Source organism: Protofrankia sp. CiP1_Cm_nod2, from assembly GCF_920664355.1.
Classification (GTDB): Bacteria; Actinomycetota; Actinomycetes; order Frankiales; family Frankiaceae; genus Protofrankia.
Genome location: NZ_CAKKTL010000047.1, coordinates 16,243 through 29,793, shown reverse-complemented (window position 1 = coordinate 29,793; position 13,551 = coordinate 16,243). Strand labels below are relative to the sequence as shown.

Here is a 13,551-nt window from a genome sequence, read left to right as displayed (position 1 = left end):
GGAGAATGTGGACCTGCAGCGCGAGCTGTGCCACGACGCGCCCTTCTACACCCTCGGGCCGCTGACCACGGACATCGCGCCCGGCTACGACCACATCACCTCCGCGATCGGCGCCGCGATGATCGGCTGGTACGGCACGGCGATGCTCTGCTACGTCACCCCCAAGGAGCACCTCGGCCTGCCCGACCGCGACGACGTCAAGGCCGGAGTGATCGCCTACAAGATCGCCGCGCACGCGGCGGACCTGGCCAAGGGGCATCCAGGCGCCCAGGCGTGGGACGACGCCCTGTCCGACGCCCGGTTCGACTTCCGCTGGAGCGACCAGTTCCACCTCGCGCTCGACCCGGAGACCGCCGAGGCCTTCCACGACGAGACCCTGCCCGCGGCGCCCGCGAAGTCGGCGCACTTCTGCTCGATGTGCGGCCCGCACTTCTGCTCGATGAGGATCACCCAGGACGTGCGCAAGTACGCCGAGGAGCACGGCCTCGCCGAGACCGACGCCGTGGCGGCCGGCCTCCAGGAGAAGTCGGCGGAGTTCGCCGCCCACGGCAACCGCGTCTACCTCCCGATCACGGAATCGTAGAAACCGCGGGCATCGGCGGCTGGGCGTCGGCGGGCACCGTAGGTACTTTCGGTCGCTCCGACGACGGTTTCCACCTACGGCTTCCGTATCCGTAGGTGGAAACCGCTGCGTTGATGACGGTTTTCACCTACAGGTCCGGCTCCCAGCCGCGTTGGCGTAGTGCTGTGGCGACCTGTTCGGCCACCAGCCGCGGTTCGGTGCGCAGCACATGGACCGGGAAACGCAGGATGAGGCGGTCCTGGAGCACACCGGCGTTCTGGCGGGCCAGATCGTCCCACCACTGGCGCACCTCCCGATGGTGGCCACCGTCGATCTCCACCCAGACCCGCCACGTCTCGTACCAGACGTCGAGGTGACAGTGGCTGCCACCGGCGTCGATCCTCTCCTGCCGTCGCGCGGCCGGCAGACCGTAGCGGTTCTCGATTTTTCGATAAAGGATTTCGGCCACCGAATGGGCGCCGTCACCCAGGTCACCGAGGGTTTCGATGATCAATGCGTTGCGGCGCAGCGGCCCACGGCGCTCGACGACACGGCGAAGCTCGGCAACGGTGACCAGCCGCTGCTGGACGGCCGCGGCAAGCACAGCACGTGCGTCGTCCTCGTCCGGGGCCCAGCTGGCCATGTCCACGACCGAGCGGGGCAGCCGGGTCCGCGGCGGCGACCGCCGCGGGTGCACATCATCGGAGCCGAGATGACGGCTGCGTCGGATGATGACACCGGGGCGCCGCGTCACATGCCGGGCGGCGTCGACAAGGACGACGACCGGGCCGCCGTCGAACCCGCGTAAGCCGTCGAACGACGCCGCGGACACCCCGCCGAGCACCGCACCCGATCCGATCGACTCGACGGCCGCCCACAGCAGCTGGCTGCCGGTGATCGGGCCGGAATGGGTGACGAGCACCCCCCGCATGGGCCGCTGCCAGCGGCCGCTGCGCAGCTTCCAGCGGATCTCCGCCTCGGTCATCCCAGCATCCAGAGCCGCACGGACCGAGATGACGCCATCCTGGGCTGCCGCGATCCGCTCCCAGCCCGCACGTTCCCCACGCCCACCGGCCCGCCGCCTGGACGCGTGACCGTTTCCGCAGGTCTCCTGGCCGCAGCCATCGTCGCCGCGAGCCTCGCTGCCAGGCTCCTCGCTGCCAGGCTCCTCGCTGCCGCGACACCTGCCGACACCGTTCTTACTGCCGCTGTTCTTGTCACCGCTGTTCTTGTTGTCACCACGCGGGTGGCGCAAGCCGGGATCATGGGCCATGCCCCCACGCTGCCACGATGTTCACCCACCCGCGAGCGAGGGCAGCTACCTGTGGACAATGCAGGCCGTAGGCGACAACGGGGCCCGTAGGTGGAAACCGTCGTTGCCACAACCAAAGCCACCTACACCCACGGAGCCCGTAGGTGGAAACCGTTGCTGCCACGACCGAACCCACCTACACCTTCCGCCCCGGTGCTCGAGCCCCCTCCGTTCGGGGTGCGCGCCGTCCCTGTCACACTGTGCGCAGCCGACAGCGTTTACGGACGGACGGGGGCACATGGCTGGCAAGGTAATAATCCACCTGCTCGGCACATCCGACGTGGGAATCACCACCGGCGGCCGGCTTTCCGGCGAGGCGGTACACGATCTCGAAAAAAGGTACGCCGATATCGAGAAGGTTCTGAACGGCGTGGCTGCCGCGGCGGAGGAGTGGACGAACGCCGCTGCTGACAGCGCTGTACGGAACGCCGCGAAGGAGGAGTTGAGCAAGGCTCGGAACGATATAGAACCGCTTCTTGTCACGCATGAATTCACTAATACGCGGACAGGAAAAAGCGGGCGCCGAAGCGCCCCGCTGGCGACTCTTCTCCGTAGTCAGAAGGATTGGGGATCCGCCCGGCTCGCTCTCGCGACCACGCGACAGGAGCCTTCGGAGGCCGCCGACACCTGGCGGATCTTCAAGCTGATAAGAAGCGCGCTGGAAATCTGGCCGGATCTTTACGCGGATGTGGCGCTGAGCGCCGTGGACGAGATCCCGATGGGGGCGCCGTTGACCGCTGCTGCCCGGGACGCTGTTGACTCCTACCTCGAGAACAAGCAGCTCGACGGCGTCTTTCTCGGCTATGGGACGGGCGCGAAGAACAGTCTCAGCGGGCTCTTTCTCGGCTGTCTCGAGTCCACTTTTACGGTCGATCTTGTTCCGCTTCAGGAAGGGCATGGCCGAACGTCGCTGACGTTGCAGTCGGACGCGCGTGGCTGGCTTTCCAGGAAACGCCACTTCCGCGGCCTGGCCGAACTGGCCGAGTGTGCTGGAAACGAGCGGGAAAGCTGGGCATGGAAGGCGTTACACTGTCGTCAGATCCAGGACGACGACGGTTTTCGGTATGCCGTTGGGCGGGCGGGGCTGCCCGAGCTGGAGAAGGACGAGTTCGGCCCGCGTTCCCATCATTCCGTTGAGAGCGCCTTGCTCGACAGGCTGCTCCGGAACGAGGTCGCCGCTCTCCTGCAGGTTCGCTCGTGGATCTATGATCACTACCGTGAGCTGGTGGAGAGCGAGCCGGACGGAAGTAACTGGCCCGAGATCGGAAAGCGGACGCTGGGTCCTCTGATAGGAAGCGTCGAGGACAACCATGAGCTCGCCGGTCGTCTGCCGAGGGAGTTCCTGGTGTCCAGTTCTGTCAAGCATCTCAACGAGGTTGCCAGCAGCGTCGCGCACGACGCGCTCACGGCTTCGAAGGGTTTTCGGAGGGCTGACGGCTACTTCCGCGAGATCGCTGAGGCCGCTGACCGTCGGGATCCTCGGCGGAAGCTGGGGCTCTCGCCGAATCCGGCGCGTTGGTCGTCGCTCCCTTCGGGACGGCTGCTCGTGGTTCAGTGCGTGGGCGGGCAGGATCTCCGTCCACAGCTCACGGCCATTCTCGACCATGACTTCCAGAACATCCGGATCGACGAGGAAGTCGAGGAAGTCAACTGGAAGATCGATATCTTGATGATCGCGTCTGTCAGTACCGCTGACAAGGCACAAAGGGAGATCGAAGCGCTCTGGGCGGCGCTCGAACGGCGGTGGAGCCAGGCGGCGCAGCCCGAAGGGCACGACGGCGGGGAGGTGTACGACGGCAGGCTGGCCCGGCTGCGCTACCCGATAGGGATCACCTTGAAGCCGGCGCCACCGTCAGAATCCGGCCAGGTGAACAGAGAGAACAACATCGAGATGATGCGTGCGGAGATTGTCGATTCCATCAGGGTTCTTGACGCGACATTCGCGCTGCGCGATGCCGAGGCCGTTGTCTTCCTGGGCGGCCCGGCGACCCACGGTATGAACCTCGCGGCTGCGTTGGCCGCACTCGACTGGGCTGTGAAGGAGGGATGCCCGGCATACGTCGGCTCCATCGACGAGATCCGGCACACCGGCCCGGCCGGTCCGCCTCATAGCACGGTGAGTGTCTCGGACCGACATGTACTGGCATTACCGACTTACGACGGTCTGTTGAAGAATGTTGCCGCCCGGCAGGTCGAATCCCTGGAGTTTGTCGCGGCTGCGGCGACGCTGCGTCGGGGCGGGCGGGAGCTTCGTGATATCGCGGGCAGAGTCGACGATCTGCGCAGGGACGCGTTCGACTGGGATTCGGCTCGTGCTGCTCTGATTCCGGAGGTAGAGAAGCGGCGGGAGGAGGCCGCGCGCCGGTTGGAGTTGGTCCGAGCGCTGGGGAAAAACGACGGCTGGGGCTCGGTCTGTCTCGCGACCGCGATCTGTGAGCACGTGTTGAAGGAAGAGAAGAAAGGAAATAAGGGGCCCTGGGAGGAGGGGCCCCTGAAGAATCTTTCCCGGATTCGTAACAACAGCCCGACCACCCACAATAATGATCATGCCTCGTTGGCAAAGGCGCTGAGTGAGAAGCTGGGAACTCCGGTAAGTCAGGAGGATGCCCTCGACGTTCTCGATCTTTTTCTGGAGAAGGTCCAGAAGCAGTTGCTCGAAGGTATTATGATCGAGGTGGACATCGCTGAATACCGGAGCCGGTACGAGGACATCCTCGACGATCTCCGTAGTGCTCGTTCCGGGGTGACCGGGTAGAGATTTCTCCTGGTGGTTGTGCTCCGCGGGGCACAGCCACCAGGAGGGCCGGGTCGGGGTGAGGTTACTGTTCGTGTAGTTCGTGGAGCGGGGTCACGTTCGTGGTGAGTAGAGGCAGCGTGTAGCCGTACCTCATCGTCGGCTTTTTCGGATTCTGTGCACTGACCTTCTCGTTGAGCTGGAACCAGGCGACGATCTCCGAGATGTCGTCACCTTGGCGCGGTTTTGTCGAGCCCCGTGGATAGCCGACGCGGACGCCGTCGCCGTAGCCGGTGGCGGCCCGGCGCAGCGCGGCGATGTGGGCGGCTTTGTCGAAACTGCCACCCGTCGCTTCGGTGGTCGCCGTCCGGAAGGACTCGAGCAGTGTTTTCGCGATCTCGTCGAACCGCTCCGCACCGCCGTCCACGGAATCCTGGTCGATGGCGCCGAGGCAGCCGGACAGATCCCGGTAGGCGGCGGCCACCGTCTCGCCCCGGACGAGAGAACTGTCTTCCGGCAGCAGTTCAAGGGTGACCGAGCCCAGCCCGAGCGGCCGGCCGCGCCCGAGCCGGAACACGCCGAAATCGGCTGCCTTCGCCGACGGCTCCAGTTCTCTGGGGACGGCGAGTTCGCGAGGGTCGAGCAGCCACAGCAGCGCGCCGAGTTCCGCGTCGGTCATGTTCGTGACGTCGATGTCGAAGGTGAACGTGCTGTCGGCCCTGACCCAGGCCAGCACGGAGGCGTTCCGTTTTGTCCGTGGCTTCACCGGCTGTCCGTCCTGAGCCTGGCCCCGGCTCTGGGAGCCCTGTTGTTGCTGGCCGACGATCCGGACGGTGACCTTGTCCCGAACGTAGTCGTCGGGCCTGTCCTCAAGGTCGCGGTGGCGGGGGAAGACCTTGAAACCGCGCAGGCCCGCCTCCGGGCCGTACATTTCCGCCTTCAGCATTCTCTCGCCCACCGGTGTCCCGGCGGGGTCGGCCGCGCTGTAGAAACGGGCCTGGCTCGGCTTGGGCGCGCCCAGTTCGATCAGCGGGAGGCCGACATTGCCGAGCAGCTTTTTCTTATGGAAGTTGGTGATCTCCACCTTCTCGGGCAGGACCGGGGAGATCACGACATGTCCGCGATAGGCGGTCGCGCGTTCGTCGCGCTCGTCGGCACGCTGCTCGACCGTGCCGAAAACCCGGTCCGCCGCGGAGAATTTGTCAAAAGCCGTGGGAGGCTGGCGACGCGCCGCCGCAAGCAGCTCCGCCGGAGGTCTGGAGAACGGCCGGCGCCCGACCATGACAGGCAGCAGCCGTTCCAGCCGCTGGCCGTCATGGGAGAACACGCCGTACAGCAGATCCCCCGCTTCCAAAGGCCGCTGTCGCTCGGTTCTGCCCGCTGAGCTCTTCTTCCGGATGCTTTTCCTGACTCGCTCTTCCTTGGTTTTCCTTGCCCATTCGACGACCGGCAGGGACGCTGTCCTCTCTTTTCCCGGCCGGACACTCGGTGGCGCTCCGTCGAGTTCACGGACATAGCTGTCGAGCACCTCCCGGTAGGCGGCCGCGACGGTGTCGGTAAGCCGGACGGGTTTCGGTGGCAACAGGTTGTCCGGATCCGTGAAGAAGATTCGCTCATGTTTTTTCGAGGGGAAGTTCTTCGCATCGTGATTCTGGTTCGTGCGGCAGACCCAGCCGTCCACCGTAATAGTTTCGGGGTATCTGTCGGCAACGCTGCCGATCGGGCGGATATCACCTCCTTTCGCCCCGATCCCGGTGACCAGCCAGTATGAGTAGATATTGTTTCGCACGCTGGTCAGCTCGACGCTGACCTCGTCTTTGTGGGCGAAACGCCGGGCGGCGGCAAGGCCGTCTCCGGTGCGGAGGCCAGCCGGTTCCCAGATGAAATTCTTGATAGCGCTGTCGTCGGGGAGCAGTGCGGCCGGCATGTAGTCGTCGACCCGTCCGAATTCTCTCCGGGTGCCCAGCAGGGGCCTGGCGTGCAGTTCGCCGTCGATCTCCTCGATGCGTACCGGGGTCAGCTCGAGGGCCTCGTACGGCTGGGAACGGAATGCCAGCGGCAGATCGTGCCGGGCCGCGACCCCGAAGCGGGAGAGGGTGGCGATCTCGTAGGCGGAGCGGAGCATTCCCTTGACCGACGTCACCGGAATCTCGACGTCGTTGCCCTCCGTGGCGCCTTTCGCCTGCCCGGACCGGGAGCGGAGCCGGAGGAAGGTGTGGCCGGCCTCGGTCTCGTAGCCCTCGTGGTCCGTGGTGTCCTTTTCCGCCTTCGAGGCGGTCTCGCCGACGATCAGTGGAGTGCGGGCGGTCAGCCGTACCCGCAGGCGCCCGTTCCACAGCTCCGGCCGCAGCCGGTCGTGGCCGGCCGGGGCGCCGTCCGCGAACGGGGGTCCGGCCGGCCGGGGCGGCAGCGGCGCGAAGTTGTAGGCGTGGTGAAACGGTTTCCCCTCGGAGATCCCGGAGTTGTTCGCCCGAGCTCCGTTTCTTGTCCCCGCGTTTCCACGGGTCCTGTCGTTCCCGCTGCTCGTGGTGTAGGTACCGCGGCTGTTGTCGCGGGGCGCTCTGCTCACGGCTCAGGCCTCCTGGGCGGGGAATGATGCTGGGACCGCGGCGCCGCACAGCAGTTCGTCCGCGGGGACGATGTTGCCGTAGCGTGGCTCGGCCACGAAAACCTCGAAGCTGGGCAGGGCCGCTCTGGCACGTTCGGTGAAACCCGTCACCGGCGCGACGAACGGGCTCACCCTGTCCTGCTGGAAGCGGGCCCAGCCGAGACCGGCCGGCAGCGCCGTGGATTCGGTGAGCGGGCGGGCCGAGCCCCACAGCAGGTAGCTGTTCTCCCGAACCCAGCACGCCGTCGTGTCCGTCGTGTCCGCCGTGTCCGTCGTGTCCGCTGGCTGTTGTTCCCGCCGCGCGTCCTCCGGCGGCGCCGTCCGGGAGCCGTCGGAGGAGGGGGAAGCGGATACAGGAGGATCGGAAGCGGCGGGATCGGTGAGTATGACCAGGACGGCGTGCTCCGCCCCGGCTACCCATCGCCACTCGGCCGCGAGCACATCCGGCCCGTTGCCGAACAGGCGTGCCTCGAAGATCTTCCCAAGGGCCTCCGCAGGCAGCGCTTCGCCGTGTTCGTCCACCAGCTGCCAGTCGGTGCCGAGTTCGGCGAAGCGGGGGCCGCCGGTGCCGTAGAGCAGGGCGTACAGCAGCGGCGGCACGGGCTCGATGTCCCGGAGCGCGGCCAGCGCGTCGGAGAGCCCGCCGCCAGGCAGTCGCCGCTCGCCCAGCAGTGCCTTGCGGAGCGTCATGCTTCCCCCTCGCCGTTGTTCACGGCGTCGCCGTCACCTGCGGCGCTGCCGTCCGGGTTGTTGCCGGGTGTGCCGGGCGGGCCGATCCAGCGGATCCAGTCACCGTCGGCCGGCAGCAGCTTGCGCGCTTCGGCGAGGACGGCCGCGACGACCGCCGCCGGGCCCGCTTTCCCTTCCGTCGCGGACCAGCCGGCCGGCCATGGACGCCCGTCCGTGCCCGCCGCGCGGGCGGGGCCGCGGGCCTGTGCGTCGATCTTCGTCACGGTGAGCGCTCCCAGGCCCCGGGTGCCCCGGCTGCCCAGGGGCAGCGTCCCGGCGGCGAGCTCGGCGAGGACCAGGTACAGCAGGATGAGCGCGGCGTTCGCCCGCCCCGCCCGCTCCTCCGGTTCCGTTGGCTTCCCGGGATTCGGCCAGCCGGTGGTCAGCCGGTCGAGGTCGATCTCGATGGTGATCGGCTCCCAGCCCTGTTTCTTCTTGTTGTTCGCCTCCGGTTGTTGCACGGGAAGGATCGTGAACAGCCGTTCGTCCGCCGGGGCCGAGGTCCAGCGGTCCAGCGCCACCTGGGTCGAGAGCGTCCCGAGCCGGCCCGCCGCGGACGCGAAGGCCGGACCGCCCGCCGCCGGGGCCGCGCCGCCGGCGCCTGTCACGGCGCCGCTGCCTGCTGGGGCAGCACCGACCGTCGCCGAGGCACTGTCGCCTGCCGAAGGGGAGCCGTCCGCTGTGGAGGACGTGCGCAGGGCGTCGGCTTCCAGCCGGCTCAGCCCGGTGGCCAGGTGGACGTCGGAGATCCGTAACGGCGACTTCCAGTCGGCGGAGCCGAACAGCAGCCGCACCAGCTCGGGGTCGTCCGCCCGGTCGAGGACGAAGTCCCGTTGCCCGAAAGGCCGCTCGCCGTCCGCGCCGGGCTGCCCATCACCGATGATCGTCCGTGCGATGCGAGTGGCCCGGGTCCGGAACGCGCCTTTGATCTCCGAGGCTGGCAGGACGGGCTTCCAGACGAAGCTGTCGGCCGGAATGTCGTTGCTGTCGGTAGCGGTATTCCCGGTGGTGGCACGCCGCGCCATGCCCGGCCGTGCCCGGCTGCCTGTCGCTTCCGGCGCGCCCGCCGTTCCAGGCGCGCTGGTATCCACCCGGCGCGCCAGGACGGGGACCGTCACCTGGCGTTCCTGATCGTCGCCCTGAGGGATATGGCCGACGGTCCGGCCCGCCGCGACCAGCAGGGCGAGCCTGGGATGCCAGTCGACGGTGACTGTCAGTACGGAGGAGCTGGCGGGGATCTCCAGCGGCAGCTCGACGGACGTGAATCCAGGGCTGTTCCTGTCTCGGGTGTCCACGCCCAGCCAGGCCTGCAGGCCACGCAGGGTGGCGACGTCCATCCGCCGCAGGCTGGCCTCCGTGGCTCTGACGGACCCGAGGCCGCGGCTGGACGCGGCGCCCAACAGGATCGCTCCCCTGGTGAGCGCGGTAGCCAGCGAGGCGAGCATCGTCTTGAGTGTCAGATCGCCACCGTCGTCACCCGTACCGTCACCCGTACCGTCACCCGTGCCGTCACCTGGGCCATCAGTTCGGCCGTCACCTGGGGTGTTGCCGGCGCCGTCGCCCCGGGGCCGGTCCGGCCTGGCGCGCGCGTCCGTGGTCAGGCAGAGGGTGATCCTGGTGCCGGCGGGCAGGACCTCGCGGTCGTACTTGATACCGTGCGCGGCGGTCCCGGTCACGCGGTCGATGCCGACCCCGTCCCGGGTCTCGCTGTCGCCCTGGACGCCGGTTTTCGGGTCGGCGGGCGTGAGACCGGGCAGCGGGGCGTCGGCGACGACGATGCGGCTCGCGCCGTCGATCGACCCCCAGTGCCGCCGGACGGCCTCCGGCGTCCACGTCCGTTCGCACCAGGCGCGCAGGGCGCCTGCGATCGACGTGCCCGGAATGTAGTACTGACCGGCGCCGTTGACCGCCAGGGTCAGATGCGAACGCTGTCCCTTGCCGTCGCCCGCCGTGTCCGGGCCGGGTACGGCATCCGAGCCCGGCCCGGCGAGCGGATCGGTCAGGCCGGCCCCGCCGACGTGCAACGGGGCCTGGGTGACCAGCGTCGCGGCCAGCCGGTACCGGATGCGCGGGCGGAAGGCCGGCGGCTTCTCCCCGCCAGCGGAATAGGCCCACAGGGGGTCGTCCCAGATGCCGGACGTGCCCGTGCCGCCCGCGCTGTTCGTGCTGTCTGCCGCTGTGGTCATGCCGGGTTCTCCGTCCTCCGGCGGGCCGCTGCCGCGGCCGGTTCCGCTGTCGGTTCCGTCGTCACTGCCGTTGTCACTGCCGCCGTGGCTTGCGCCTCCAGGAGCTCGATCCGCTCGGCGACCAGCTCGGGGTCGTTGAAGCTGACCTGGCCGAACCCCTCGGCCGTGCGGCCGCCGATCCCGGTGATCTCAAGCCGGGCGAGGACGTCCGCGCCGGAGCCGTCCCAGCCAAGCCGCAGGCAGGTACCGGCGGCGAGCGCGACCAGCGTCGGCCGGGGCAGGCCGGACGGGCGGTGCCAGGAGCTGATCCGTCGGGTCCGGGCCGAGGCAGGCACCGGCCCGCGGCTGCCCGGATCAACCGGGACGAGGTTGTCGACACCGACACCGAGCCGTTGCAGCAGCCGGACGAGGTCGGTGACGTCCGCGGACATCCGCAGCCGGGAGTCCCGGACGATTGTGTCCGAGCGCAGCCACACGAACAGCTCGCCCTTCGAGACATCCGGGGTACCGCCCGTCCCGCTCGCCGGGGCACCGCCCGTCCCGCTCGCCGGGGCACCACTCGTGCCGCCCGAGACGCCACCCGTGCCGCCCGAGACGCCGCCTGCGCCGCTATAGGCGCTGAACGTGTCCCTCTGGACGCCATCCGTACCGATGGGGACGCTATCTGTCCCTGCCTGGGCACCATTTGTGCTGACCGGGACGATGCTGTCGCGTGGGGGGCGGTGCCGCACGCCGGAGACCTCCACCCGCACCCGGCCGTACTCCGACTTGGATTTCCCCCCGAGCCGGACGTCCTCGCTGGCCAGGCACGCGCGCGGCCAGTCGGGGCCGGCCGTGGCCAGCGCGTCGTGCAGACGCTGGCTCACCCGCACGTGGGCGCGCAGCCGGGTGTCGGTATGGATGTCGTCGGATCCGGATGTGCGCGGCGGGATCACCTGGACGGTGTAGAGGCCGGAGTCCTCGGTCGGTCGCTGGCTGTACTCCTCCACCTGGTTGTGCATGGCGACCGCGAGCACCGGCTGGTGGAAGAGCAGGCGTGTGGCGCTGGGAGCGTGCTTGTCGGCACCGGCCGATCCACCAGCGTCGACCGGCCCGGTGCCACCGGTCGGCCCGGCGGCTCCGGCAGCGTCGACGGGCGCGACGTAGCCGGTGCGCATCGGCTTGTACTGGGCCTTCGGCTGGCCGGCGCGTAGCCGGTTGAGCACATTCCGGGGGTCTCCGTCTTTGGCGTCTTTGGCTCCCTGGGCCTCCTTGGATCCCTGGACGCCGTTGGCGCCACCGGCGCCGGAGTGGTGTGAGCTGTCGGAACCGGACGTGTCAGCCGGATCCTTCGCCCGCTGGAACGCCAGTGGGACCGGGTTGGAGCGCTTCCCGGCGACTTCGGGCGTCGCCGCTGTGACGATCAGCTCGCCGGCGGTCACGGCGTCCGCCGCGGCCTGGGGAGCGAGCCTGCGCAGCGCGCCGTGGACCCAGGGCAGCAAGGTCGTCCCGGGCAGCTGGTCGGCGCCGGTGAGCATGTTCCCGCTCACCCCGGTGGACGCGAGCACCGGCTGGTCCACGGTGATCGTCAGATCCACCTCGAACCAGCGCTCCGCCGCAGCCCGGGCGACCACAGCCGGTGCGTGACCCTGAACGACCACCGGCTCTGCCGGTGCCGGTACCTGGCCGCGGAAGTCCGTGACCGCCCGGAAGGCGTTGTCGAGAAGCCGGAGGCGGGCGCTGTCCGCCTTCTTCCGTGCGATGTCGGCCTGGTCGGCGTCGGCCAGGCCGACGGATTCGGACTTCGAGACCAGCACCCGTGCGGCACCGGCGCCGCGGCGCCGGTCTCCGCCGACCGCGTCGATGAGCGACGCCCCGATCAGCAGCAGCGTCGCGGCCGCGCGCCGCTGCTCCCGTGTCCAGGAGTCCGCGTCGACCAGCCGCGCGGTGGCGAACAGGGTCGCCGGTTTGGCCATCTCGACGAAGCGCAGCATGTCGTCGTGGGCCCGGCCGGTCCGGTGGTCGATCGCCACCCCCGGCTTGATCAGCGTCCACCGGTCGCCGCGGTCGCCGAGCGCGGGGATCGCGGGCCGGTCCGTCCGCGGCTTCGCCTTGGGCGGCAGGTGGGCGGAGCCGACGGTGAACAGCGGCGCCGTTCCGGCATGGCCGAACAGCGCGCGCGTCCACGCCCACCAGGGCCGGTTGGCCTCGCCATGGCGGGCCGCCTCGGCGTCCAGCGCGATGCTCGCCTGTGCGCAGGCGTCGCGCCACAGGCCGGTCAGCGTCGTGCCCGGCAGGTACGGCCGTCCATGGGCGTCCCGCCGGATGGTGGCGTCGATGCCGCCCGGCAGCCCGTAGCCGCTCCCGACGTGCCAGTCGCCCGTGATGTCGACGATCACGGTCAGCGGGTCCGGCACCGCGCCGTTTTCGAGGTCCAGGTCAGGCATTGGCATTCTCCGAACGGTTCTTCTCCAGCAGGGACGCGGGCAGCACGTCGACCAGCTCGAGGGCGTCCAGCAGGCCGGTGACCCGGACGGTTTTCGTGGTCGCGGCGGCTTCCGCCCCACCGCTGCCTTCGGCCCTGTCGGGGCCTTCCGCACTGTCAGTGCCTTCGGCGTCCGGCGGGCTCTGCTCCGGATGATCGACAGCAGTCGGCCAGAACAACGACGAGTTGCCGCCACCGCCGAGCGTCGCGCGTTCGGCCGCTGGCAGCGGAGAGGAGATCTTCGCCCACAGCTTCTCGGCCTCGTTCGGCGCGGTGAGCTGTCCGCGTAGGGCGATCACGTGCGACCGGGAGATGAGACGAGCACCGGTCTGGTCCTTACGGGTCAACTCGGCGGCACGGCGCAGGACACGCTCCCAGTGGCGGTCGGGGTCGTCCTGTTCGCTGCCGCTGACCATCGCCGGCCGGCAGGTCAGCCGGGTCTTCGTCGTCGTGGTCGGCGGCAGGTCCAGCCGGGCCCTGATGTGATCGAGGTCGGGGACGTTCGTCTCGTACAGGATGTGCCAGTCGACGTAGGAGCGGTCCCGGCCGCGCTCCTTCGCCGACGAGCAGAGCTGCTCGGCGAGCCGGTACGCCTGGCTGAACGGGAACTGCCACTTCACCAGCGCGACCCCGGCCGCCGCGGTCAGCCCGACGCCATGACCGGCATCATGATCAGTGTCACCGTCGGTGTCGTGACCGGCATCGCGGCCAGCGCCACGGGCGGTGCCGTGACCGGCATCGCGGCCGGTAGCGCCGCCGGTCACGCGTTCGGCGGGCGTACCGCTCCCGCGCGGTTCCCTCGGCACCTGGATGTGCCGGAGGACGCCGTCCTTCCGGGACAGCTTCTCGAAGGCGCGCAGGAACTCGACCGCGAACACCAGCGCGTACCGGCCCGCCACCAGGACGCTCACGTCGTCCCCACCCAGCACGATCGGGACGACCGGGACGGGTGTTTT

7 protein-coding genes and 1 pseudogene are annotated in these 13,551 nt (G+C 69.1%); 2 read left to right on the top strand and 6 right to left on the bottom strand.

Annotated features, from left to right (window positions below; all coding sequences use genetic code 11):
- The coding region (locus NBW84_RS07705; RefSeq protein ID WP_250283066.1) for a phosphomethylpyrimidine synthase ThiC at positions 1-583 on the top strand (583 nt) is incomplete at its 5' end.
- Between the two features lie 127 nt (positions 584-710).
- Here NBW84_RS07705 and NBW84_RS07700 read toward each other — a convergent pair.
- Complete coding sequence (locus NBW84_RS07700; protein WP_250283064.1) at positions 711-1,817, bottom strand: hypothetical protein; 1,107 nt, start codon at positions 1,815-1,817, stop codon at positions 711-713.
- Between the two features lie 295 nt (positions 1,818-2,112).
- Here NBW84_RS07700 and NBW84_RS07695 point away from each other — a divergent pair, with 295 nt between their 5' ends.
- Complete coding sequence (locus tag NBW84_RS07695; protein ID WP_250283063.1) at positions 2,113-4,629, top strand: hypothetical protein; 2,517 nt, start codon at positions 2,113-2,115, stop codon at positions 4,627-4,629.
- A 64-nt stretch (positions 4,630-4,693) separates the two neighbouring features.
- On the opposite strand, the gene NBW84_RS07690 is transcribed toward NBW84_RS07695, so the two are convergent.
- The 5 genes and pseudogenes from NBW84_RS07690 to NBW84_RS07670 all read right to left on the bottom strand — a co-directional run.
- Entirely contained in the window at positions 4,694-7,177 is a 2,484-nt protein-coding gene (locus NBW84_RS07690) for a TIGR03986 family type III CRISPR-associated RAMP protein (RefSeq protein WP_250283061.1), read from the bottom strand.
- A gap of 3 nt (positions 7,178-7,180) precedes the next feature.
- Positions 7,181-7,906 carry a hypothetical protein gene (locus tag NBW84_RS07685; protein ID WP_250283059.1) on the bottom strand — a complete coding sequence of 242 codons (726 nt, stop codon included), beginning with the start codon at positions 7,904-7,906 and terminating at the stop codon, positions 7,181-7,183.
- Positions 7,903-10,131, bottom strand: a complete 2,229-nt coding sequence (locus NBW84_RS07680; protein ID WP_250283057.1) for an RAMP superfamily CRISPR-associated protein — start codon at positions 10,129-10,131, stop codon at positions 7,903-7,905. The genes NBW84_RS07685 and NBW84_RS07680 overlap by 4 nt, the downstream gene beginning before the upstream one ends.
- On the bottom strand, positions 10,128-12,557 hold the full coding sequence (locus NBW84_RS07675) for an RAMP superfamily CRISPR-associated protein (protein ID WP_250283056.1): 2,430 nt from the start codon (positions 12,555-12,557) through the stop codon (positions 10,128-10,130). The genes NBW84_RS07680 and NBW84_RS07675 overlap by 4 nt, the downstream gene beginning before the upstream one ends.
- Positions 12,550-13,551, bottom strand: a pseudogene (locus NBW84_RS07670) (hypothetical protein); the annotation flags it as partial. The gene NBW84_RS07675 and the pseudogene NBW84_RS07670, both read right to left, overlap by 8 nt.

Excerpts from the sequence above, each read along its gene's own strand:
- NBW84_RS07675 (WP_250283056.1), bottom strand. The coding sequence starts at position 12,557 with ATGCCTGACCTGGACCTCGAAAACGGCGCGGTGCCGGACCCGCTGACC.
- NBW84_RS07685 (WP_250283059.1), bottom strand. The coding sequence starts at position 7,906 with ATGACGCTCCGCAAGGCACTGCTGGGCGAGCGGCGACTGCCTGGCGGC.
- NBW84_RS07695 (WP_250283063.1), top strand. The coding sequence starts at position 2,113 with ATGGCTGGCAAGGTAATAATCCACCTGCTCGGCACATCCGACGTGGGA.
- NBW84_RS07680 (WP_250283057.1), bottom strand. The coding sequence starts at position 10,131 with ATGACCACAGCGGCAGACAGCACGAACAGCGCGGGCGGCACGGGCACG.